This window comes from Streptomyces sp. 1331.2 (assembly GCF_900199205.1).
In the GTDB taxonomy this organism is placed as follows: Bacteria; Actinomycetota; Actinomycetes; order Streptomycetales; family Streptomycetaceae; genus Kitasatospora.
Map to the genome: position 1 here is coordinate 2,637,640 of NZ_OBMJ01000001.1, position 23,381 is coordinate 2,661,020.

18 protein-coding genes and 1 tRNA gene are annotated in these 23,381 nt (G+C 72.4%); 1 reads left to right on the forward strand and 18 read right to left on the reverse strand.

What is annotated here, in order from left to right:
* Positions 1-37: 37 nt before the first annotated feature.
* From CRP52_RS11050 to CRP52_RS11120, 15 genes are all read right to left on the reverse strand, one after another.
* Positions 38-1,318 (reverse strand): MraY family glycosyltransferase, encoded by a 1,281-nt coding sequence (locus CRP52_RS11050; protein WP_097240002.1) that lies wholly within the window; start codon positions 1,316-1,318, stop codon positions 38-40.
* A gap of 173 nt (positions 1,319-1,491) precedes the next feature.
* Positions 1,492-2,772 carry a serine hydroxymethyltransferase gene (gene glyA / locus CRP52_RS11055; RefSeq protein WP_097236237.1) on the reverse strand — a complete coding sequence of 427 codons (1,281 nt, stop codon included), beginning with the start codon at positions 2,770-2,772 and terminating at the stop codon, positions 1,492-1,494.
* A gap of 88 nt (positions 2,773-2,860) precedes the next feature.
* Complete coding sequence (locus CRP52_RS11060; RefSeq protein WP_097240003.1) at positions 2,861-3,502, reverse strand: arsenate reductase/protein-tyrosine-phosphatase family protein; 642 nt, start codon at positions 3,500-3,502, stop codon at positions 2,861-2,863.
* 32 nt (positions 3,503-3,534) lie between these two features.
* The gene (locus CRP52_RS11065) at positions 3,535-4,182 is read right to left on the reverse strand and encodes an L-threonylcarbamoyladenylate synthase (protein WP_097236238.1); all 648 of its coding nucleotides are present in this window, start codon (positions 4,180-4,182) and stop codon (positions 3,535-3,537) included.
* Positions 4,183-4,228: 46 nt separating this feature from the next.
* Complete coding sequence (gene prmC / locus CRP52_RS11070) at positions 4,229-5,095, reverse strand: peptide chain release factor N(5)-glutamine methyltransferase (protein WP_097236239.1); 867 nt, start codon at positions 5,093-5,095, stop codon at positions 4,229-4,231.
* Positions 5,096-5,157: 62 nt separating this feature from the next.
* Positions 5,158-6,234 (reverse strand): peptide chain release factor 1, encoded by a 1,077-nt coding sequence (gene prfA / locus CRP52_RS11075; RefSeq protein WP_097236240.1) that lies wholly within the window; start codon positions 6,232-6,234, stop codon positions 5,158-5,160.
* A gap of 162 nt (positions 6,235-6,396) precedes the next feature.
* Positions 6,397-6,618 (reverse strand): 50S ribosomal protein L31, encoded by a 222-nt coding sequence (gene rpmE, locus CRP52_RS11080; protein ID WP_030057539.1) that lies wholly within the window; start codon positions 6,616-6,618, stop codon positions 6,397-6,399.
* Positions 6,619-6,755: 137 nt separating this feature from the next.
* Positions 6,756-7,928 carry an LCP family protein gene (locus tag CRP52_RS11085; protein ID WP_097236241.1) on the reverse strand — a complete coding sequence of 391 codons (1,173 nt, stop codon included), beginning with the start codon at positions 7,926-7,928 and terminating at the stop codon, positions 6,756-6,758.
* A gap of 140 nt (positions 7,929-8,068) precedes the next feature.
* The gene (gene rho, locus CRP52_RS11090; RefSeq protein ID WP_097236242.1) at positions 8,069-10,165 is read right to left on the reverse strand and encodes a transcription termination factor Rho; all 2,097 of its coding nucleotides are present in this window, start codon (positions 10,163-10,165) and stop codon (positions 8,069-8,071) included.
* Positions 10,166-10,768: 603 nt separating this feature from the next.
* Positions 10,769-11,707 (reverse strand): homoserine kinase, encoded by a 939-nt coding sequence (thrB, locus tag CRP52_RS11095; protein WP_097236243.1) that lies wholly within the window; start codon positions 11,705-11,707, stop codon positions 10,769-10,771.
* A 370-nt stretch (positions 11,708-12,077) separates the two neighbouring features.
* On the reverse strand, positions 12,078-13,175 hold the full coding sequence (thrC, locus tag CRP52_RS11100; RefSeq protein ID WP_097236244.1) for a threonine synthase: 1,098 nt from the start codon (positions 13,173-13,175) through the stop codon (positions 12,078-12,080).
* A 9-nt stretch (positions 13,176-13,184) separates the two neighbouring features.
* A complete protein-coding gene (locus tag CRP52_RS11105; protein WP_097236245.1) occupies positions 13,185-14,477 on the reverse strand; it encodes a homoserine dehydrogenase in 1,293 nt (430 codons plus the stop codon).
* 139 nt (positions 14,478-14,616) lie between these two features.
* Positions 14,617-16,008, reverse strand: a complete 1,392-nt coding sequence (gene lysA / locus CRP52_RS11110) for a diaminopimelate decarboxylase (RefSeq protein WP_097236246.1) — start codon at positions 16,006-16,008, stop codon at positions 14,617-14,619.
* Positions 16,009-16,100: 92 nt separating this feature from the next.
* The gene (argS, locus tag CRP52_RS11115; RefSeq protein WP_097236247.1) at positions 16,101-17,762 is read right to left on the reverse strand and encodes an arginine--tRNA ligase; all 1,662 of its coding nucleotides are present in this window, start codon (positions 17,760-17,762) and stop codon (positions 16,101-16,103) included.
* 95 nt (positions 17,763-17,857) lie between these two features.
* Positions 17,858-18,277: a response regulator gene (locus CRP52_RS11120; protein ID WP_097236248.1), complete on the reverse strand. Its 420-nt coding sequence runs from the start codon at positions 18,275-18,277 to the stop codon at positions 17,858-17,860.
* A 177-nt stretch (positions 18,278-18,454) separates the two neighbouring features.
* Here CRP52_RS11120 and CRP52_RS11125 point away from each other — a divergent pair.
* Positions 18,455-18,526, forward strand: a tRNA-Arg gene (locus CRP52_RS11125).
* A 125-nt stretch (positions 18,527-18,651) separates the two neighbouring features.
* Here the strand turns inward: CRP52_RS11125 and CRP52_RS11130 are convergent.
* The 3 genes from CRP52_RS11130 to CRP52_RS11140 all read right to left on the reverse strand — a co-directional run bounded on the left by CRP52_RS11130 (position 18,652) and on the right by CRP52_RS11140 (position 23,327).
* On the reverse strand, positions 18,652-19,623 hold the full coding sequence (locus tag CRP52_RS11130; protein WP_097236249.1) for a trypsin-like serine peptidase: 972 nt from the start codon (positions 19,621-19,623) through the stop codon (positions 18,652-18,654).
* Positions 19,624-19,829: 206 nt separating this feature from the next.
* On the reverse strand, positions 19,830-21,491 hold the full coding sequence (locus CRP52_RS11135) for an MFS transporter (RefSeq protein ID WP_097236250.1): 1,662 nt from the start codon (positions 21,489-21,491) through the stop codon (positions 19,830-19,832).
* 129 nt (positions 21,492-21,620) lie between these two features.
* Positions 21,621-23,327, reverse strand: a complete 1,707-nt coding sequence (locus tag CRP52_RS11140) for a DUF885 domain-containing protein (RefSeq protein WP_097236251.1) — start codon at positions 23,325-23,327, stop codon at positions 21,621-21,623.
* Between the last annotated feature and the right edge of the window lie 54 nt (positions 23,328-23,381).

The window sequence follows — 23,381 nt, forward strand, 5'->3', positions numbered from 1 at the left end:
ACGGGTGAAGCCACCTGACGGATCGTCAACTCACCCGTCAGCGACGGCCGCCGGTCGGTCCGTGGTCGGCCCGGTCGGTGGAACCCTCCCGGCTGGCTTCACCCAGGAGTTGCTTGTCCTTCGCCGAGAGTTCAGCCATCGGGCCGGAGGACTGACGGCGGTAGCGCGGCGGGACGAAGGACTGCACCGCCCGCGGGGCGCGCGGCCGGAACCGCGGGGTGAGCAGCACCACCAGGCCGACCAGGCAGAGCCCGGCGAGCGTCAGGACCACGGTGCGGCCGGTGTTGGTCACCGAGAAGGCCACCGTGCCGAAGGCGATCAGCGCGGCCCAGAAGTACATGATCAGCACGGCCCGGCTGTGGGAGTGCCCGACCTGCAGCAGCCGGTGGTGCAGGTGCCGCTTGTCGGCGGCGAACGGCGACTGGCCGGCCCAGGTGCGGCGCACCACCGCGAGCAGCAGGTCGGCCAGCGGCAGCGCGATGACCGTCAGCGGCAGCAGCAGCGGGATGTAGATCGGCACCAGGGCGTGCACGGTGGCGGTCTGCGAACCGGTCTCGTTGTTGATCAGGTCCGGGTCGACGCGGCCGGTGATGGAGATCGCGGCCACGGCCAGCATCAGGCCCAGCATCATCGAGCCGGAGTCGCCCATGAAGATCCGCGCGGGGTGCATGTTGTGCGCCAGGAAGCCCAGGCACATGCCGATCAGCAGCACGCTGAACAGCACGGCGGGGGCCGCGTCGGTGATCGCGTAGCCGTACCAGAGCCGGTAGCTGTACAGGAAGAACGCCATCGCGGCGATGCAGACCATGCCGCCGGCCAGGCCGTCCAGACCGTCGATGAAGTTCACCGCGTTGACCATGACGACGACCAGGGTGACCGAGATGACCATGCCCTGGGTCGGGCTCACCGCGACCGCGCCGACGCCGGGCACCGGGAGGGTGATCACCGTGACGCCCTGCCAGACCATCACACCGGCGGCGATCATCTGGCCGCCGAGCTTCACCAGCGCGTCCACGCCCCACTTGTCGTCGAGCACCCCCAGCAGGAACATGATCCCGGCGCCGGACAGCAGCGCGCGGATGTCGGTGCCCTGGGTGAACACCTTGCTCAGGTTGTCGAGTTGCGAGGCGACCAGGATGCCCGCGCACAGTCCGCCGAACATCGCGATGCCGCCGAGCCGCGGCGTGGGCTCGCGGTGCACGTCGCGGGCGCGCACCGGCGGCATGGCGCCGGCCGCGATGGCGAACTTCCGGACCGGGCCGGTCAGCAGGTAGGTGACCGCGGCGGTGCAGAACAGCACCAGCAGATACTCACGCACCACTGGCCTCCTGCATCACTGTCGAACGGGGAAGTACCGAAGGTACTCCCCTGCCTTCCCGGGGTTCGAGGTGCGTCGCCACGGCACACACCTTATTGAGTCGGACGCCGGGGACGTGCATCGCGGTTCGCACTCCCGGGTAGGAGATCGGGATGGCCGTGGACGGGCGCCGCTCAGGCCCGGTCGGCGAAGGCCTGCGCCAGCTCCCGCACCCGCGCCGCCGCCGGGGCCACGGCGCCGCCGTCGAGCACCCGCGCGATCAGTCCGGCGATCTCGGACAGCTCCGCCGCGCCCATCCCCTGGCTGGTCACCGTGCCCGTGCCCAGCCGGATCCCGGAGGCCTCGGAGGGCGGCGCCGGGTCGTACGGCAGCGCGCACTTGCCGAGCAGCAGCCCGGCCGCCGCGCAGCGCCGCTCGGCCTCCGCGCCGCTGACGCCCAGCGGGCTCACGTCGGCCGTCACCAGGTGGGTGTCGGTACCACCCGTCAGGGGGCGCATTCCGGCCTCTGCAAGCCCCTCGGCCAGTACCTGCGCCCCGGACACCGTCCGCTGCGCGTACGCCCGGTAGGCGGGCGTCGAGGCCTCCGCGAGGGCGACCGCCTTGCCGGCCACCTCGTTCATCGCCGCGCCGCCCTGGCTGAACGGGAACACCGCCCGGTCGATCCGCTCGGCCAGCTCCGCGGTGCACAGCAGCAGACCGCCGCGCGGCCCGCGCAGCAGCTTGTGGGTGGCCGCCACCGTCACGTCCGCGTACGGCACCGGCGAGGGCGCCACACCGGCCGCGACCAGGCCGGTGGTCTGCGCGGCGGAGGCGATCAGATAGGCGTCCACCTCGTCGGCGATCTCCCGGAAGGCCGCCCAGTCCGGGTGCCGGGGGTAGGAGATCGAGCCCGCCACGATGGCCTTCGGCCGGTGCAGCCGGGCCAGTTCGCGCACCTGGTCCAGGTCGATCAGCCCGTCGGCCTCACGCACGCCGTAACCGGTGAAGGCGAACCAGCGGCCGGAGAAGTTGGCACGCGAGCCACAGCTGAGGTGGCCGCCGTGCTCCAGCGACATCGCCAGCACCCCGTCGCCAGGCCGCAGCACCGCCGCGTACGCCGCCAGCATCGCCGAAGTCACCGACCGGGGCTGGACGTTGGCGTGCGGGGCGGCGAACAGCTCGCGGGCCCGGTCGATCGCCAGCAGCTCGGCGGCGTCCGCCAGCGAGCAGCCGGTGTGGTGCCGGCGGCCCGGGTAGCCCTCGGCGTACTTGTCGATCAGCGGGCCGGTGAGGGCCGCCAGCACGGCGGGGGTGGTGAGGTTCTCCCCCGCCAGCAGCTGGATCGTCTCGGCCCGCCGCTCGGCCTCCGCGGCCAGCAGGTCGGCGAGCTGCGGATCGGCCCGGTGCAGGGCCTCGGACGCCCAGGGGCGCCCCCTGGTCGCGGTCGGGCCGGTCGCGGCATCGGTGACGGTCATGGCGGGACTCCCGGGCGCTGCGGGTGGGGTGGATCCAGCCTAGGACCGCCACCGCCGCCCGGCCCGCCGAACAGGCCGTTCGCGTGCGTCAGCGGTGGGCGGGGACGCCCGTGAGCGCGGTGACCACCGGGTCGACCGCGTGGAATATCTCCTCGCCGCAGTTGCGGAACATGCCGATCGGGGCCCCGTACGGGTCGTCCACCTCGTCCGACTCCGGGGTGGCCGCCAGCAGCCAGCCGCGCAGCGCGGCGGCCGCCCGGACCAGGGCGCGGGCCCGCTCGGTGACGTCGGCGCCGCGCCGGGGGTCGGGCAGCGTGCCCGGGTCTATCGTCCGCACCAGCCGGGTGAACTCCTTCAGCGTGAAGGTGCGCAGCCCCGCCTCGTGGCCCATCGAGATCACCTGGGCGCGGTGGTCCAGCGTCGCGGTGAGCACCAGGTCGGCCTCGACCACGTGCTCGTCCAGCAGCTCGCGGCCGGTGAAGCCGCCGCTGTCGGCGCCGTACTCGTCGAGCACGGTCGCCGCGTGGTCCTCCATCGGCGCGCCGACGTGGCCCCAGGTGCCGGCGCTCTCGACCAGGATCCGCCCGGCCACCCGGGGGCTCAGCCGGGTGTCCAGCTCACGCCGGGTGAGCCGCTCGGCGATCGGCGAGCGGCAGATGTTCCCGGTGCAGACGAACAGGATCCGGAAGTGGTCCAGCGGCCTGGGGCCCACGCTCAGGTACGGCGCTATGCCGGGCCCGGCATGGAGCGAGGCGGTGGGCGTCAACTGCCGGCCTCCAGGTCGGGTACGACCTCCCTCAGCTGCTCGACGCTGATCGCGCCGGCCCGCAGCAGGATCGGGACCTTGCCGGTGACGTCGACGATGGACGAGGCCGCGCTGTGGTCGGCCGCCCCGCCGTCCAGGTAGACCGAGACCGCGTCGCCGAGCTGGTTCTGCGCCTCGTCGCAGGTCAGCGGGGACGCCCCGCCGATCCGGTTGGCGCTGGAGACGGCCATCGGGCCGGTGGCGTTCAGCAACTCGATGGCGACCGGGTGCAGCGGCATCCGGACGGCGACGGTGCCGCGGGTCTCGCCGAGGTCCCAGCGCAGCGAGGGCTGGTGCCGGGCGACCAGGGTGAGCCCGCCGGGCCAGAAGGCGTCGACCAGCTCCCAGGCCTGCTCGGAGAAGTCGGTGACCAGGCCGTGCAGGGTGGTCGGCGAGCCGACCAGGACGGGCGAGGGCGTGTTGCGGCCGCGGCCGCGGGCGCCCATCAGCTCGCCGACGGCCTCCGGGGAGAAGGCGTCCGCGCCGACCCCGTACAGGGTGTCGGTGGGCAGCACGACGAGTTCGCCGCGGCGGACGGCCGAGGCGGCCTCGCGCAGGCCGGTGGCGCGGTCCCCGGAATCGGCACAGTCGTAGCGGCGGCTCATCGGTTCGGTCCCCTTCCGAAGTGGCTCACGGCGGTCACGACGGTCTTCACGACCCGACCCTGCGGGCCGTGGTGAAGCGCGGCCGGTTGTTCAGGTCGCGGTGGTCGGCGGTGTCCGTCCAGCCGCGTTCCTCGTTGAAGATCCACGGCACCTGGCCGCCCTGCTGGTCGGCGTGCTCGATGACCACCGCGCCGCCCGGGCGCAGCAGCCGCGCGGCGACCCGCTCGATGCCGCGGATGGTGTCCAGGCCGTCCTCGCCGGAGAACAGCGACATCTGCGGGTCGTGGTCGCGGGCCTCCGGCGCGACGTACTCCCACTCGGTGAGCGGGATGTACGGCGGGTTGGAGATGACCAGGTCGAAGCGGCCGTCCCAGGAGCGGTCGTCCTCGAAGGCCTTGGTGGCGTCGCCGGCGTGCAGGGTGACGCGGGCGCGGTCCGGGCTGGCCTCGATGTTGCGCCGGGTGTACTGCAGCGCGCCCTCGTCCAGTTCGAAGGCGTGCACGGTGGAGCGCGGCAGCTCCTGCGCCAGGGCGAGGGCAATGGCGCCGGAGCCGGAGCACAGGTCCACCACCAGCGGCTCGGCCACGTCCATGTCGCGCACCGCGTCTATGGCCCACTCGACGACCGTCTCGGTCTCCGGCCGGGGCACGAACACCCCGGGGCCGACCGCCAGTTCGAGGTAGCGGAAGAACGCCCGCCCGGTGATGTGCTGGAGCGGTTCGCGCGCCTCGCGGCGGGAGACGGCCTCCCAGTAGCGGGCGTCGAAGTCGGCGTCCTTCACCGTGTGCAGCTGGCTGCGCTTGACGTTGTGGACGTAGGCGGCGAGTTCCTCCGCGTCGAAGCGCGGCGACGGCACGCCGGCCGCGGCCAACCGCTGGGTGGCCTGGGCCACCTCGGCGAGCAGCAGGTTCATCCGTACGACCTCGTTTTCTGCGCTCCGGCTCGGGACTGCCCGTGGGCTGGTGCGCGCCGGTCTCAGTTCTCTTGGGCCGCGGCGAGCTTGGCCGCCGCGTCCTTGTCGACACAAGACTGGATCACCGCGTTCAGGTCGCCGTCCAGGACCTGGTCCAGGTTGTACGCCTTGAAGCCCGTGCGGTGGTCCGAGATGCGGTTCTCGGGGTAGTTGTACGTCCGGATCCGCTCGGAGCGGTCCACCGTGCGGACCTGGCTGCGGCGCGCGTCCGAGGCCTCGCGCTCGGCCTCCTCCTGCGCGGCGGCCAGCAGCCGCGAACGCAGGATGCGCATCGCCTGCTCCTTGTTCTGCAGCTGGCTCTTCTCGTTCTGGCAGGACGCCACGATACCGGTCGGCAGGTGGGTGATCCGGACCGCGGAGTCGGTGGTGTTGACCGACTGGCCGCCGGGGCCGGAGGAGCGGTAGACGTCGATCCGCAGGTCGTTGGCCAGGATCTCGACCTCGACCTCCTCCGCCTCGGGGGTGACCAGCACGCCCGCCGCGGAGGTGTGGATGCGGCCCTGGGACTCGGTGGCGGGGACGCGCTGCACGCGGTGCACGCCGCCCTCGTACTTCAGCCGGGCCCAGACGCCCTGGCCGGGCTCGGCGTTGCCCTTGGTCTTGACCGCGACCGAGACGTCCTTGTAGCCGCCGAGGTCGGACTCGTTGGAGTCGATCAGCTCGGTCTTCCAGCCGATCCGCTCCGCGAAGCGCAGGTACATCCGGAGCAGGTCGCCGGCGAACAGCGCGGACTCCTCGCCGCCCTCACCCGCCTTGATCTCCAGGATGACGTCCTTGTCGTCGCTCGGGTCGCGCGGGACCAGCAGCAGCCGCAGCTGCTCGGTGAGCTCGTCCCGGCGCGCCTCGGAGTCCTTCACCTCGGCGAGGAACTCCGGGTCCTCGGCGGCGAGTTCGCGCGCGGCCTCGATGTCCTCGCCGGCCTGCCGCCACTGCCGGTAGACCCGGGTGATCGGGGTCAGCTCGGCGTAGCGCTTGGCCAGCTTGCGGGCGTTGTTCTGGTCGGCGTGGACGGACGGGTCGGCCAGCCTCGTTTCGAGGTCGGCGTGCTCGACGAGGAGCTCTTCGACTGCCTCGAACATGGGGTGGCCTTCTTCCCGGGGGCTCGGATCGTGCGGAGGAGGGGACGTACGGGGCTGGGAGGCGTACGGCGCGGGACCGTGCGGGGGGACGCGAACGGCGCCGGCCCCCGAGCGCCCCCGACAACGAGTACGGGGGCACCGGGAACCGGCGCCGAGTGAGCGCTAGGCCTTCGCGCTGTGCTGCTTGCCGAAGCGGGCCTCGAAGCGGGCCACGCGGCCACCGGTGTCGAGGATCTTCTGCTTGCCGGTGTAGAACGGGTGGCACTGCGAGCAGACCTCGGCGCGGATCTCGCCGCTGGTCTCGGTGGACCGGGTGGTGAACTCGGCGCCGCAGGTGCAGGTCACGCGGGTGACCACGTACTCGGGGTGAACGTTGGGCTTCAAGGGGTTCTCCTAGGTTTCGGGAGGGCACCGGGTCGGCGGCTGGAGTGCCGCACGTGAACCGGGACCGACGTACCAGTCTGCCAGGACCGGCCGCATCTTCCCAAACCGGGTCCCGTTCCGGGATATTCCGGGCCCGCTCAGCGCACGGTGCCGGCGCTCGGGGTGGCCTTGGGAGTGGCCCTCGGGGTGGGCTTGCCCGCGGTCTTCCCGGAAGTCGCCCCGGAGGCGCCCGGCGCGGCCGCAGGGGAGGCCGTGGGGGCGGCCTGGGCGGGATTCTCCGGCTGCGCCGAGACGACCGTCTGCGGGAAGGCCTGGTCGGCCTTGAGCGCGGCCCAGACCTGGTCGGCCTGCGGCTGCTGCGCGACAACCCGGTTCGGGTCGCTGGGGGCCGTCTCCACGGGCAGGGTGACCATGCTCAGCTGGTCCGGCCCGATCCCCCTGAGCTCCTGGACGAGCCCCACCAGCGCGTTCACCGAGCCGAGCGCGGAGTCGGTGGTGACGCTCTTGGTCATGGTGTCGCCGATCGACCACAGCTCGACCGGGTCGGTGAGCAGTCCCGCCCCGCCGGCCTGCTGGAGCAGCGACTTCACCATCTGCTTCTGCAGCTCGATCCGGCCCAGGTCGCTGCCGTCGCCGACGCCGTGCCGGGTGCGGACGAAGGCCAGCGCCTGCTGCCCGTCCAGGTGGTGCTGCCCGGCCGGCAGGTCGAGCCCGCTGTCCTTGTCGTGGATGGCCACCGTGGTGGTCACGGTGGCCCCGCCTATCGCGTCCACGACCCGGGCGAAGCCGGCGAAGTCGATCTGCAGGTAGTGGTCCATCCGCAGCCCGGTGAGCTGTTCGGTGGTCTTGACCGCGCAGGCCGCGCCGCCGCTCTCGAAGGCGCTGTTGTACATCGCGCGCTTGGCACCGGGCACGGTCTTGCCGCTCGCGTCGGTGCAGTCGGGGCGGGTGACCAGGGTGTCCCGCGGTATCGAGACGATCTGCGCGCGCGAGTGGTCCTGGTTGACGTGCACCACCATCGCGGTGTCCGAGCGGGCGGTGTCGCCGGTGTTCCCGCCGGCCAGGTCGCCGTTCTCGCCGTTCCGCGAGTCGGAGCCCAGCACCAGGAGGTTGAAGGACCCGTCGGTGGCGGCCGGCGGCCGGGCGTCGCCGAGGCGGTTGTCGATGTCGACGCTCTTGATGTTGCCGTTGAGCCTGACGTACGCGTAGACGGCTGCGCCGGCGCCGAGGACGACGAGCGCGACGAACGCGCAGGCGGCCGTCCACAGGACCCTGCGGCGGCGACTCGGAACCCTCTTGTGCTCGGCCATACGGTCCAGAGTAAATCGGACAAGATGATCCAAACGCCCGCAAGATGTCCCGACTCTGGAACAAAGCCGCCCGGACGCACGGAACCCCGGACCGCTCGCGCGATCCGGGGTTCCGTGCTTCGACAGCCGTCCGGCTACGGTCAGTCGCCGGAGCCGGGGGTGGTCTTGGCGATCTGCATCAGGAACTCGGCGTTGCTCTTGGTCTGCTTCATCTTGTCCAGCAGCAGCTCGATCGCCTGCTGCGAGTCGAGCGCGTGCAGCACCCGGCGCAGCTTCCAGACGATGGCCAACTCCTCGCTGCCGAGCAGGATCTCCTCCTTGCGGGTGCTGGAGGCGTCCACGTCGACGGCCGGGAAGATGCGCTTGTCCGAGAGCTTCCGGTCGAGCTTGAGCTCCATGTTGCCGGTGCCCTTGAACTCCTCGAAGATCACCTCGTCCATGCGCGAGCCGGTCTCGACCAGCGCGGTGGCCAGGATGGTCAGCGAGCCGCCGTTCTCGATGTTGCGCGCGGCACCGAAGAACTTCTTCGGCGGGTACAGCGCGGTCGAGTCGACACCACCGGACAGGATGCGGCCGGAGGCCGGCGCCGCCAGGTTGTAGGCGCGGCCCAGGCGGGTGATCGAGTCCAGCAGGATGACCACGTCGTGGCCCAGCTCCACCAGGCGCTTGGCGCGCTCGATGGCCAGCTCGGCGACGGTGGTGTGGTCCTCGGCCGGGCGGTCGAAGGTCGAGGAGATGACCTCGCCCTTCACCGACCGCTGCATGTCGGTGACCTCTTCCGGACGCTCGTCGACCAGGACGACCATCAGGTGGCACTCGGGGTTGTTGTGGGTGATCGCGTTGGCGACCGCCTGCAGCACCATCGTCTTGCCGGTCTTCGGCGGCGCGACGATCAGACCGCGCTGGCCCTTGCCGATCGGCGACACCAGGTCGATGATCCGGGTGGTCAGCACGCCCGGGTCGGTCTCCAGGCGCAGCCGCTCCTGCGGGTAGAGCGGGGTGAGCTTGTTGAACTCGGGGCGGCCGCGGCCGCTCTCCGGGTCCATGCCGTTGACGGAGTCCAGCCGCACCATGGCGTTGAACTTCTCGCGGCGCTCGCCCTCGCGCGGCTGGCGCACCGCACCGGTGATGGCGTCACCCTTGCGCAGGCCGTTCTTGCGGACCTGGGCGAGCGAGACGTAGACGTCGTTCTGGCCCGGCAGGTAGCCGGAGGTGCGCACGAACGCGTAGTTGTCGAGGATGTCGAGGATGCCCGCGACCGGGATCAGGACGTCGTCCTCGCCGATCTGCGGCTCGGCGGCACCGGGCGCGGCCTCGAAACCGTCACGGCCGCGACGGCCCCGGCGGTCGCGGTAGCGGCCGCGACGGCCCCGACGGCCCTCGCCGAACTCGTCGTCGTCGTAGCCGCCCTGCTGCGCCTGCGGCTGCTGGGCCTGCGGGGCCTGGCGGCCCTGCTGGTCGCCCTGGCCGCCCTGCTGCTGGCCCTGCTGGGTCTGGCGCTCGGTGCGCTCGCGACGGTTGCGGCGGTCGCGGCGCGACTCGCGGCTCTCGCCGTCCTGGCCCTCGCCGCCCTCCGGGCGCTCGGTGCGCTCGGTGCGCTCGCCGCCGTCGCGGCGCTCGCGACGGTCACGGCGGTCGCGGCGCGACTCGCGGCCGTCCTCGCGGCCCTCGAAGCCGCGGGTCTCGGCCGGGCGGGCCTCGGCCTGCTTCGGCTCGGCGACGGTCACGGTGGCGGCCTCGGCCACGGCCTCGGCGGCGGCCGGGGCGGTGGGGGCGCCGGCCGCCGAGGTGGCCCGGCGGCGGGTGCGCTCGGCACGGGCGGGCGCGGCGGTCTCGGCGGCGGCCTGGACCGGGATCTCGATCTGGGCCTGCGGCTCGGCGGCGGCCGGGACCTGCGCGGCAGCGGCGGCGGCCTTGGTGCGGCGGGCCGGCTTCTCGGCCGGGGCCTCGGCCTCCGCCTTGGCGGCGGTGCGCTTGGCGGCCGGGGCGCCACCGGCGGCGAGCAGCGGGTCCCCGCCGCTCTTCTCCTTGATGGTCTCGATCAGCTGGCTCTTGCGCATGCGTCCGGTACCGGTGATGCCAAGGTCCGCGGCGAGCTTCTGCAGCTCGGCCAGGACCATGCCGTCCAGGCCCGCGGCGGCGCTGCGGCGGCGCCGCGCCGGGGCAGCGGGGGCGGCGGCTGCGTCCGACGCTTCGGCGTCCGGGCGCGCGCCCATCAGATCGGTGGAGTCGCTCACTAAGGGTCCTTCCCTGGAGCGGACGTCGGCCTGTCTGGCTCGGCGACCGGTTGTGCTGTCCTGACCAACGCTCGACTGCGTCGGCCCGAGGCGGTGATCCCTCGAATGGCGGGAGCCCGTCGAGGGAGAGCTGCGAGGTGCGGTGCTTGACGCACGGTGGTGCTGAGTTGGCGCGTGGGCCGGTCGTGTGTCGACCTCCCCTGAGGGCGTAACCCCCACGCTGCCTGCGAATCCCGGGCCCCCGTCGCGTGACGGTGGCCCGCGCTCCGCCCGTCCTGGCCTCAAGGTGGGAGGCCGCGGGTGGGAGTCAGGTGCCGTCACGGCTTCGGGATGCGGCCGCATGTCGCGCAGGCAGGCTGCGTACGCGCTGCGGTGGGCTCCCGGAGAATCGTCGCCCCGTGCATCGCCGGGACTCCACGACAGTGAAGTGCTGGGATCGGGACGCGGCGCACCGAGCCCCGGAGGGCACCTGGTGCAGCAATGAGATTAACACTACCGACCCCCTGAGACATTCCCCAGCCTTGTGCTTGCCAATCGTGTCCGGCGGGCCCGGGTCGGCGTGGTGCCGGCGCCGGGCCCGGACGGGCGGCCCGTACGGGCTGGTCAGGCGTCCAGCGGGAGCACGACGGCCCCGGTGCGGTCGACGTCCAGCCGGTGCGCGGCGAACGCCGGGTCGCCGCCGTGGCCGTGGTGCCCGGCGAAGGAGAGCACCTTGTCGGCGCCCGCCTCGTCGGTGAGGGCCAGGACGGTCGGGCCGGCCCCGGAGATGACCGCGGGGATGCCCTCCGCGCGCAGCGCGCCGACCAGGCCGGCGCTCTCCGGCATCGCGGCGGCGCGGTAGTCCTGGTGCAGGCGGTCCTCGGTGGCGGCGAAGAGCAGTTCGGGCCGCCGGGTCAGCGCCTCGACCAGCAGTGCGGAGCGGCCGGCGTTGACGGCGGCGTCGGCCAGCGGGACGGTCTTGGGCAGCAGGCCGCGGGCGGTCTCGGTGAGCACCTCGCCGGCCGGGACGAACACCACCGGGACGACCTGCTCGGAGGGCTCCAGGGCGACCGCCTTGGCCGACTCCTCGTCGGTCCACGCGATGGTGAAGTTGCCGCGCAGGCAGGCCGCGACGTTGTCCGGGTGGCCCTCCAGCTCGGAGGCGAGGGCCAGCAGTGCGTCGTCGTCCAGCGCCGACGGGCCGCCGATGGTGACCGCACGGGCGGCCACGATGCCGGCGCAGATGGCGGCGGAGGAGGAGCCGAGGCCGCGGCCGTGCGGTATCCGGTTGGCGCAGACCACTTCGAGGCCGCGGGGCTGGCCGCCGAGCCGGTCGAAGGCGGCGCGCATCGAGCGGACCAGCAGGTGGCGCTCGTCACGCGGCAGCGTCTCGGCGCCCTCGCCGGCGATGTCGACGGTCAGGCCCGCGTCGGCGACCCGGACGACCACGTCGTCGTACAGACCGAGCGCCAGGCCGAAGGCGTCGAAACCGGGGCCGAGGTTGGCGCTGGTCGCGGGAACCCGCACGCGGACGGCGGCGGCACGGAACGCAGGACCGGCCATGCGGTGGACTCTCCTGGGGAAATCGGGCGGCGCGGAGCGCGTCGTCGGTGCGAGGGTGGGGGAAAGGGCCGCAGGCCCCGTCGGGGGCGGGCTGCCACGATCGTCGGCGCGGCCCGGATGGTCCCGGGCCCGGGGCATGTGCCACACGGCCGGAGCCAGAGTATCGAAGAGAGGTTCCCGAGCGGTACACCCCGCGGGCCTTCGATCTGGTGTGTTGCCGGTTCTGGCCGGAATGCACACCCCGCTCTGTCAAAGGGAGGGGTGAAAGCGGATCGGAATGCACAGCGGAATTGACACAAAAGTGTCACCGGAGAACTTCGACGGGCCGACCCCCGAAAGGGTCGGCCCGTCGGTGCGTCAGGCCCCGTCGTCAGTCGAGCAGTCCGAGGCTGCGGGCCGCCGCCTGGGGGTCGATCGGGACGATCTGCGGCTGCGGCGCACCGGCCACCGCCCAGTCCGGGTCCTTGAGGCCGTTGCCGGTCACGGTGCAGACGATCCGCTGGCCCGGGTCGACCAGTCCGGCCTCCGCCTTGGCCAGCAGACCGGCCACCGAGGCGGCCGAGGCGGGCTCCACGAAGACGCCCTCCTGTGAGGCCAACAGCCGGTAGGCGGCGAGGATCTGACGGTCCGTCACCTTGTCGATGAGGCCGCCTGACTCGTCCCGCGCGGCGAGCGCGAAGTCCCAGGAGGCCGGGTTGCCGATCCGGATCGCGGTGGCGATGGTCTGCGGCTTGAGCACCGGGGCGCCGTCCACGATCGGGGCCGAACCGGACGCCTGGAAGCCCCACATCCGCGGGGTACGGGTGGCGAGGCCGTCCGCGGCATACTCGCGGTAGCCCTTCCAGTACGCGGTGATGTTGCCCGCGTTGCCCACCGGCAGGACGTGGATGTCCGGGGCGTCGCCGAGCATGTCGACGATCTCGAAGGCGGCGGTCTTCTGGCCCTCGATGCGCACCGGGTTCACCGAGTTGACCAGGGCCACCGGGTACTTCTCGGACAGTTCACGCGCAAGGGTGAGGCAGTCGTCGAAGTTCCCGTCGACCTGCAGGATCCGGGCGCCGTGCACCAGCGCCTGGCCCATCTTGCCGAGGGCGATCTTGCCCTGCGGGACGAGCACCGCGGAGACCATCCCGGCCCGCACCGCGTACGCCGCGGCGGAGGCCGAAGTGTTGCCGGTGGACGCGCAGATGACCGCCTGGGCGCCCTCCTCCTTGGCCTTGGAAATGGCCATCGTCATCCCGCGGTCCTTGAAGGAACCGGTCGGGTTGGCGCCCTCGACCTTGAGGTAGACCTCGCAGCCGGTGCGCTCGGAGAGCACCTGGGCGGGGACCAGCGGCGTGCCGCCCTCCAGCAGGGTGACCACCGGGGTGGCCGCGGTGACCGGCAGGCGGTCCCGGTACTCCTCGATCAGGCCGCGCCACTGGTGGGTGTGCGCGCCTCGGACGACGTTCTCGGCAACGGCGTTCATGGCAGTTCCTTATTCCCCTTCGACCCGCATGATGCTGGCCACGTCCCGCACGCTGTCCAGCGCGCGGAGCTTGTCGACCGTCGCCGACAGCGCGGCGTCGGTGGCACGGTGGGTGACCACGACGAGCGAGGCGTCGCCGTCGCGGCCCTGCTGGCGCACGGTGTCGATGGAGACGCCGTGCTCGGCGAAGACGGACGCGACCTGGGCGAGCACACCCGCGCGGTCGTCCACGTCGAGGCTGACGTGGTAGCGGGTGACCACCTCGTCCATCGGCTTGGCGGGCAGCTGCGTGTAGACCGAGTCGCCGGGGCCGGTGGCGCCGGCCAGTTTGTTGCGGCAGACCGCGACCAGGTCGCCGAGCACCGCGGAGGCGGTCGGCGAGCCGCCCGCGCCCGGGCCGTAGAACATCAGCCGGCCGGCCGCCTCGGCCTCGACGAACACCGCGTTGTACGCCTCGCGGACGGAGGCCAGCGGGTGCGAGAGCGGGATCATCGCCGGGTGGACCCGCGCGGTGACGGACTCGCCGTCGGCCGCCCGCTCGCAGATCGCGAGCAGCTTGACCACGCAGCCCATCTCCTTGGCGGAGGCGATGTCGGCCGCCGTCACCTCGGTGATGCCCTCGCGGTAGACGTCCGCCGCGGTCACCTCGGTGTGGAAGGCGATGCCGGCCAGGATCGCGGCCTTGGCGGCGGCGTCGAAGCCCTCGACGTCGGCCGTCGGGTCGGCCTCGGCGTAGCCCAGCGCGGTGGCCTCCTCCAGCGCCTCCGAGTAGCCGGCGCCGGTGGTGTCCATCTTGTCGAGGATGAAGTTGGTGGTGCCGTTGACGATGCCCAGCACCCGGTTGACCTTGTCGCCGGCCAGCGACTCGCGCAGCGGGCGCAGCAGCGGGATGGCGCCCGCCACCGCGGCCTCGTAGTACAGGTCCACCCCGGCCTCGGCCGCCGCCGCGTGCAGCTCGGTGCCGTCCTTGGCGAGCAGCGCCTTGTTGGCGCTGACCACCGAGGCGCCCTGCTTGAAGGCCGACAGGAGCAGGGACTTGGACGGCTCGATGCCGCCCACGACCTCGACCACCACGTCGATGTCGCCCCGGGTGACCAGGGCCTCGGCGTCGGTCGTGATCAGGTGCTCGGGCACGCCCGGGCGCACCCGCCCGGCCCGGCGTACCGCGATCCCGGCCAGCTCCACCGGGGCACCGATGCGCGCGGCGAGGTCGTCGGCCGTCGTCGTCATGATGCGCGCCACCTCGGAGCCCACCACACCACAGCCCAGCAACGCCACCTTCAGCGGGCGCGTACGCATCATCCGACTCCGCTCTGCATTCATCGTGATTCGTTGTTTCCGGCGGGTTTTTCCGGGTCCGCCGGGAACTTCGGTCCGTACCAGTCTCCGGGACTTTCCGTACGGATCTCCGGTCGTTCCATGATCTGAGACAAGAATTTCGTCATCCGATATCGAGACGCAGGAGATCCTCCTCCGTCTCGCGCCGGACGATCACCCGCGCGGCACCGTCCTTGACGGCGACCACCGGGGGCTTGAGGGCGTGGTTGTAGTTGCTCGCCATCGAGCGGCAGTAGGCGCCGGTGGCAGGCACCGCGACCAGGTCGCCGGGGGCCAGGTCGGCCGGCAGGAAGGCGTCCCGGACGACGATGTCGCCGGACTCGCAGTGCTTGCCGACCACCCTGACCAGCATCGGCTCGGCCTCGCTGGTGCGCGACACCAGGGCCACCGAGTACTCGGCGTCGTACAGCGCGGTGCGGATGTTGTCGGACATCCCGCCGTCCACGCTGACGTAGGTGCGCAGGCCCTCCAGCGGCTTGACGGTGCCGACCTCGTACAGGGTGAACGCCGTCGGGCCGACGATCGCCCGGCCCGGCTCCACGCTCAGCCGGGGGGCGTTCAGGTTCGCGGCGGCGCACTCGCGGCGGACGATGTCGGCCAGCGCGGCCGAGATCTCGGCCGGCTCGCGCGGGTCGTCCTCGCTGGTGTACGCGATGCCGAGGCCGCCGCCGAGGTCGATCTCGGGCAGCTCGACGCCGTACTCGTCCCGAATCTGCGCCAGCAGGCCGACCACCCGGCGGGCGGCCACCTCGAAGCCGGCGGTGTCGAAGATCTGCGAGCCGATGTGCGAGTGGATGCCGCGCAGCTCCAGGCTGCCGTGGCCGAGCACCCGGCGCACCGCCTCGGCGGCCGCGCCGCCGGTCAGCGACAGGCCGAACTTCTGGTCCTCGTGCGCGGTGGCGATGAACTCGTGGGTGTGCGCCTCGACGCCGACGGTGATCCGGATCAGCACCTGCTGGCGGACGCCCTGACGGGCGGCGATCGCCGCCAGGCGCTCGATCTCCTCGTACGAGTCGACCACGATGCGCCCGACGCCGGTCTTCACGGCGTGCTCCAGCTCGTCCACCGACTTGTTGTTGCCGTGCAGCGCGATCCGCTCCGGCGGCATCCCGGCGGCCAGCGCCACCGCCAACTCGCCGGTGCTGCACACGTCGAGGTTCAGGCCCTCCTCGTGCAGCCAGCGCACGACCGCCTTGGAGAGGAACGCCTTGCCGGCGTAGTAGACGTCCGCCTCGGTGCCGAAGGCGTCCCGCCAGGCGCGCGCCCGGGCCCGGAAGTCCTCCTCGTCCAGCAGGTACGCCGGGGTGCCGAACTCGGCCGCCAGGCGCTTGACGTCGATCCCGCCGACGGTGGCCACACCCTCGGCGTCGCGGGTGACGGTACGGGACCAGACCTTGGGGTCGAGCGCGTTCAGGTCGGCGGGCGGGGCCTGGTAGTGGCCCTCGGGCAGGACGTCCCCGTGCCGGGGACCTGCGGGGTGTGCGGAACGACTCATGTCCGGTTCGTCCTTCGAGACCTATGGCGAGGGGCGGCGACGGTCACCGTTGACCGTCAGCCGCCCCCTGCTGGTGCGCTTGGGGGTGGTACCTACATCCGCTCGGGCGCCGTCACGCCCAGGAGCGTCAGGCCGTTGGCCATGACCGTGCGCGTGGCCTCGACCAGCCACAGCCGGGCACGGTGCGTGTCCGTCATCTCCTCGTCGCCCTTGGGCAGGAACATGCAGTTCTCGTACAGGCGGTGGTACTTGCCCGCGAGGTCCTCCAGGTAGCGCGCGACCCGGTGCGGCTCGCGCAGCTCGCCGGCCGTGGCCAGGATGCGCGGGAACTCGCCGAGGGCGCCGAGGATGTCGTTCTCCCACTCGGTGGCGAGCAGCTCGGGTTTGAACTGCTCGGCCGTGCCCTTGTCCACGCCCAGCTCGGCGGCCTTGCGCGCCACGCCGCACATCCGGGTGTGCGCGTACTGCACGTAGAACACCGGGTTCTCGTTGCTCTGGCTGGTCAGCAGGTTGATGTCCAGCGTGATCGTCGAGTCCGTGGAGGAGCGCGCCAGGGTGTAGCGGGCCGCGTCCACGCCGATCCACTCGACCACGTCGTCGATCGTGATGATGTTGCCGGCCCGCTTGGACATGCGGACCTCTTCGCCGTCGCGAAGCATCTTCACGAACTGGCCGATCTTGACCTCGATGTTGTGGTCCAGGTCGTCGCCCGCGCAGGCCGCGATGGCCTTGAGGCGGTTGACGTAGCCGTGGTGGTCGGCGCCCAGCATGTAGAGCGCGACCTCGGCGCCGCGGTCCCGCTTGGAGAGGTAGTACGCGGCGTCGGCGGCGAAGTAGGTCTTGTCGCCGTCGGCCTTGATCAGGACGCGGTCCTTGTCGTCGCCGAAGTCGGTGGTGCGCAGGAAGACCGCGCCGTCGTCCTCGAAGACGTGGCCCTGCTCGCGCAGCCGGTCGATGGCGTTCTCGACCGCGCCGGAGTCGTGCAGCGACTTCTCCGAGAACCACACGTCGAAGTGGGTGCCGAACTCGTCCATCGAGCGCTGGATCTCGCCGACCATGAGCTTGAGGCCCTCGGTGCGGAAGACCTGCAGCTGCTCCTCCTCGGGCAGGTCGAGCACGCCCGGGACCGCGTCGGTGAGCGCCTTGGCGATGTCGACGATGTACTCGCCGACGTAGCCGCCCTCGGGCACCTCGCGGCCGTTCGCGGCGGCCTGCAGCGAGGCGGCGAACTTGGTGATCTGCACGCCGGCGTCGTTGAGGTAGTACTCGGTGGTGACGTCGGCGCCGGAGGCCCGCAGCACGCGCGCCAGCGAGTCGCCGACGGCCGCCCAGCGGACGCCGCCGATGTGGATCGGGCCGGTCGGGTTGGCGGAGACGAACTCCAGGTTGATCTTCAGGCCCTTGAGCGCCTCGTTGCGGCCGTAGGCCTCGCCCGCCTCGACGATGGTGCGCGCCAGCGCGCCGGCAGTGGCGGTGTCCAGGGTGATGTTCAGGAAGCCCGGGCCGGCGATGTCGACCTTGGCGACACCGGTGATCCCTCGCAGGCGCTCCGTCAGGACCTCGGCAACGGCTCGCGGCGGCTTGCCGGCCGCCTTGGCGAGCTGGAGGGCCACGTTGGTCGCGTAGTCGCCGTGGTCCCTGTTCTTGGGCCGCTCGACCGTCACGTGCTCGGGCACGGCGACGGCCAGCTCGCCCGCCTCGACGGCGGAGCTCACTGCGGCCTGGATTGCCTGGGAAAGGTCTGCGGGGGTCACGACGCCAAGCGTAGGCGAGACGGGGTGCCCGCCCGCCACCCGGTTTACCGGTTGAGACGCCCGCGGGGGCCGCCACGCCGTGCTCGGCGGGGGTCTCAGCCGCGATCGGACCGGTCTGTTCGCTCAGGGCGAAATCCGGCGGACGGTCCGCCGAGCAGCATCAGCCGGCGGACCAGGGCCACCAGGTCCGCCGGATCGAAGGGCTTGCCGAGGTAGCCGTCCACCCCCACGGTGTCCCCCAGGTCGAGGTCGGCCGGGGTGCAGGCACTCACGATCGCGATCGGCAGCCGGCTGGTGTCCGGGGTCGCGCGCAGCCGGGCCGCCGTCCGCAGGCCGTCCAGCCGCGGCATCACCACGTCCAGCGTCACCACGTCGGGCTTCACCCGGCGGATGACCTCCAGGCACTCGGCGCCGTCGGCGGCGGTCACCACCTCGAAGCCTTCGAGCTCCAGGTTGACCCTGATCAGCTGGCGGATCACCTCGCTGTCGTCCACCACGAGGACCCGCCCGGACACTCCCGACACCTCACCGAGGGTATCCGCGGCCCCGCCACCCCGTCCGGCCTTTGGGCACTTCCGCTCCCCCGCCCGACACGGCGCCCCGACGCCCCTGCGCGAAACCCGTGCACGGACCATGGCCGAAGCCTGATAGTGTTCTCACGTCGGAAGCGCGAGCGACCGACAGGCCGACAGGCCCCCGTAGCTCAGGGGATAGAGCACCGCCCTCCGGAGGCGGGTGCGTAGGTTCGAATCCTACCGGGGGCACTCACGCAGTGATTGCGAGAGTGTAACCAGGGCCCAGATCAGTGGAGTTGATCCACGGATCTGGGCCTTCGTCATGTCCGGGGGCGGGTTCGGGGCCGGCCCCGGAGGTTCCGGCCCCCGCGGGTTCAGGAGGCGGACGCCTCGGCCTGGATGTAGAGCGTCGCGATGGTGTGGTCGAAGTAGGCGCTGTAGGAGACGTCGTCGGTGTCCCCGCCCTGCTGGTAGCCGCCGATGGCGCCGACCACGTCGCCGGTGGCGGTGCTGATCCAGGGGCCGCCGCTGGTCCCGCCCGGGTACGAGGGGCACTCGATGACCCGCTGGTACGAGCCCTGCCTGCCGGTGGTGTTGGTGCAGAGGTTGGGCGTCTCGGAGTCGGCGGGGTAGCCGTAGAGGCGCACGGTGGCGTCGAAGGGCTCGTCGGCGCCCAGCCGGTTGCCGCCGACCACGTCCTCGACCTTGCGGCCGTTGTTGGGGGCGGTCTCCAGGATCGCGAAGTCCTCGTCCACGTCGCCCTTCTGGGACCAGCCGGCGGTGGTGTGGATCGCGGTCACCTGCCAGGTGCCGTACGGGGCGGAGCCGTCCCGGTAGCCGGGGGCGAAGGTGACGCCGTCGGTGCTGTTGAGGCAGTGCGCGGCGGTCAACAGCAGGTTGCCGGTGGCGCTGTGCAGCACGCTGGCGGTGCAGAAGTGGTTGCCCGCCCCCACCGAGCCGGTGAACAGCGCGCCGACGGTGGCGGTTTCGGGATCGCCGGCCGGAGCGGGCGCGGTGGTGCCGAGGGCCGCGCGGCGGGTGTCGGGGGCCGCGGAGGCTGTCGGCGCCGGGCTGTCGGTCGGAGTGTCCGCCGCGGTCGGGATCTCGCTCGGCGTGGGGGCCACCACCGGGGCGGGCGAGGCCGGTTCCGCCGTGGTCGGGCCCGAGCCGGGGGCGACGGCGGCCCGGGTGCTGCGGGCGGCCTTCCCGGCGGCCGTCGCATCGCTCAGGTCCAGCCCGTGCGTTCCGGTGACCACGGCGGCCACGACGACGGCGGACAGCGCGGTGAACAGTGACGGGGCCAGCAGCCGGCGGGGGCCGGACTTCTTGCGGCGGTGCTGACCCATGCCTGTCTCTCCTGCCGGGGTTCGGTGGCGGTGTCCGGTCAACGACTATGCCGCCTCCGCCTGGAAAGGTCGTTACCGAAGGCTTGGAGGTCGATGAGAAATCCGTCACCCGGGTGTGTCCGGACAGCACGGCGGCGCCCGCCCGGTCCCTGGTAGCCAGGGGTCGAGCGGGCGCCGGAGTCGACTGCGGGACCTCGGGACGGATGTCAGTCGGCCGGTGGCCGGCGGCCCTCCGTCCCCGCTTCCGTACGGACTTCGCCGCCCGCCCGGACGTTGGCCTTGACGTCGGCCATGGCGGCCGCGCGCGGGCTCGGTCGGCCGTCCACGGCCCGTACCGCGGCCGCCTCAGCGCCACCCTCGACGGCGGTGGCCTCACCGGGCGCCGGACGGTGGTCGATCATCACGAAGGCGACCAGTGCGGCGACGATCAGCACGCCCATCGCGACCCAGGTGGCGACCGCGTAGCCGTGCACCGCGCCCTGGGCCTGTACCCCCGGATCGGAGGCGAGCCGGGTGGACAGGTAGGTCGCGGTGGCGCTGGCCGCGATGGTGTTCAGCAGCGCCGTACCGAAGGAACCGCCCACCTGCTGGGCCGAGTTGATGGTGGCGGACGCGGCCCCCGCCTCGTTCGGGGCGACCCCCAGGGTGGCCAGGCTCATCGACGGCATGAACACCAGGCCCATGCCGAAGCCGAGCAGCAGCTGGGCCGGCAGCACCATGGCGGCCCACGGGCTGTCCACCTTCATCTGGGTCAGCCAGGCCATGCCGCCCGCGGCGAGCAGCAGGCCCGGGGTGATCAGGTTGCGGGAGGGCACCCGGTTCATCAGCCGGGCCGCGAAGCCCGTCGAACTGGTGATGATCGCGGCGGTCATCGGCAGGAACGAGACGCCGGACATCACCGGCGAGAAGTGCTTGATCACCTGGAGGTAGTAGGTCAGGAACAGGAACAGGCCGAACATGCCGACCATGGCCAGGCCGACCGAGAGCGCGGCGCCGCCGCGGTTGCGCTCGCCGACGATGTGCAGCGGCAGCAGCGCGTGGTCGGTGTGCTTCTCGACCAGGACGAAGCAGGCCAGCAGCGCGACGCCGAGCGCCAGTGATCCCAGCACCAGCCAGTCGCCCCAGCCCCTGGTCACGGCCTCGGAGGTGCCGAAGACGATGGCGAGCAGACCGGAGCAGCCGAGCACCGCGCCCGGCAGGTCGAGTTTGATCCGCCGGCCCTTGGCGACGTGGTCGCGGGCCAGTACCCAGCGGGCGGCGAAGGCGGTGGCGATCGCGATCGGGGTGTTGACGAACAGGCACCAGCGCCAGTTCAGGTACTCGGTCAGCACGCCGCCGGTGATGAAGCCGATCGCGGCGCCGCTGCCGGCGATCGCGCCGAAGATGCCGAAGGCCGTGCTGCGTTCCCTGGGGTTGGAGAAGGTCGTGGAGAGCAGCCCCAGCGCGGAGGGGGCGAGCAGTGCGCCGAACGCGCCCTGCAGGGCTCGGGCGCCGAACAGCATGGCCGGGGTGACGGCCGCGCCGCCGACGGCGGAGGCCAGGGCGAAGCCCAGGAGGCCGATGGTGAAGACGCGCTTTCGGCCGAAGAGGTCGCCCAGACGGCCGCCGAGCAGCAGCAGGCCGCCGAAGGCGAGCGTGTAGGCGGTGATCATCCACTGCCGGTCGGCGTCGGAGATCCCCAGGTCCTTCTGGGCCGACGGCAGAGCGATGTTCACGATGGTGATGTCGAGGACGATCATGAGCTGGGCGATGGCGATGACCGCCAGGGCCCACCAGCGGCGGCGGTCGGCGCCCTCATGACCGGTGGCGGGTTGCGAGGTCACTGGTCGAGCCTTCCGGAGTGGTACGGAGAGGTCACGCAGTCGCATTCCAGCCAATACCCGGGCCCGATCGCATGGCAAGGAAAAACCTCACCAAATCGAACTATCGGGACAAAAGAACCGGGGTCCTGGGACTTCGGGACGAGCCCCCCAGGACCCCGGTCCGGCACCCGCGGATCAGAGCGCCGACAGCTCCTCGACCAGGTCGTCCAGGCCCAGCGAGCCCTGCGAGAGCGCCGCCATGTGCCAGGCCTTGAGGTCGAACTCCTCGCCGCGCGCCTCGTGCGCCGCCTTTGCCGCCGCCCGGCCGCGCAGCCAGGCGCGTTCGCCGAGCTTGTAGCCGATCGCCTGGCCGGGCATGCCCAGGTAGCGGACCAGCTCGCTGTCCAGGAAGTCGTCGGTCAGACCGCAGTACTGCCCGAAGAACTCGCGGGCGTGCTCCGGGCTGACCGGCTCGCCCGGCTTGTACGGGGAGTCCGCCGGGAAGTCCAGGCCGGCGTGCATGCCGATGTCGACGATGACCCGCAGCGCCCGCATCATCTGCGCGTTGAGGTAGCCGAGGCGGTGGCCCGGGTCGGTGAGGTAACCCAGCTCGTCCATCAGGCGCTCCGCGTACAGCGCCCAGCCCTCCAGGTTGGCGCTGACCCCGCCGAGGCTCACCTGGTAGGTGGAGAGCCGGTCGGCGACGTAGTTCCACTGCGCGAGCTGGAGGTGGTGGCCCGGGACGCCCTCGTGGTACCAGATCGAGACCAGGTCCCAGAGCGGGAAGCGCTCCCGGCCCAGCAGCGGCAGCCAGGTCCGCCCGGGACGGTTGAAGTCCAGCGACGGCGGGGTGTAGTACGGCGCGGCGGCGCTGCCGGCCGGGGCGATCTTCGACTCGACCCGGGTGACCGGCTCGGCCAGGTCGAAGTGGGTGCCCTGGAGGTCGCGGATCGCCTGGTCCATCAGGCCCTGCAGGTGCTCCCGGATGCCCTCGGCGCCCTCGACGGCGGGGCCGTCGGTCCCCAGCCAGGCCATCGCCGCCATCGGGTCGGCGCCCGGGCGGACCTTCTCGGCCTCGGCCCGCATCTGGGCGAGCAGGTCGTGGAACTCGGCCCAGCCCCAGGCGTACGCCTCGTCCAGGTCCAGGTCGGCGCCGGACCAGTAGCGCACCCAGCGGCGGTAGCGCTCACGGCCCACCGCGTCGGGGGTGTCGGCCGCGGCCGGGCCGTACACGTCGCGCAGCCACTCGCGCAGCTCGGCCAGCGCCGCGGTGGCCGCGACCGCGTGCCCGGACAGCTCGGCGCGCAGGTCCTCCGGCGCGTCCTGGACGAACTGCCCGAACCAGCCGCCCGGCACCTCGCCTTCCAACCACTCGGCGATCTGCCCGACCATCGTGGTCACCTGGCGCGGGCCGGCCAGCAGGCCGCGCTCGATGCCCTCGGCCAGGGTCTGCCGGTACTGCTCCAGCGCGACCGGGACCTTCGCCAGGCGGCGGCCGACGATCTGCCACTCTGCCCCGGTGCCGGTGGCCATCAGGGTGAAGGACTCCCGCAGGTCGTGCACCGGGGAGGCCAGGTTGCGCACCGCGCGCAGGTGCTCCCCCGCGTCGTGGACGGCGAGTTCGGCGGTCAGCCGCTCGCGCAGCAGCCGGGCGCAGCGGCGCTCGGCCTCGTCGTCGGCGGCGCCGGCCCGCTCGGCCTCGTCGAGCTGTGCCAGGGTGCGGCGGCCGAGCTCGGCGATCGCCCGGGCACCGGCCGGGGAGAGGTCGGGCAGTCGGTCGTCCTCGGGGTTCAGGCCGAGGTAGACCGCGGTCAGCGGGTCGAGTTCGGCGAGCGCGCGGACGTAGCCGTCGGCGATGCGGCGCGGGGTGGTGCCATCGGTGGTGATCAGTTCTTCAACCATCCGGACATCATGGCGTGGTGCGGCCGGTTTGCAACCCCCTTGCCGACCCGGTCC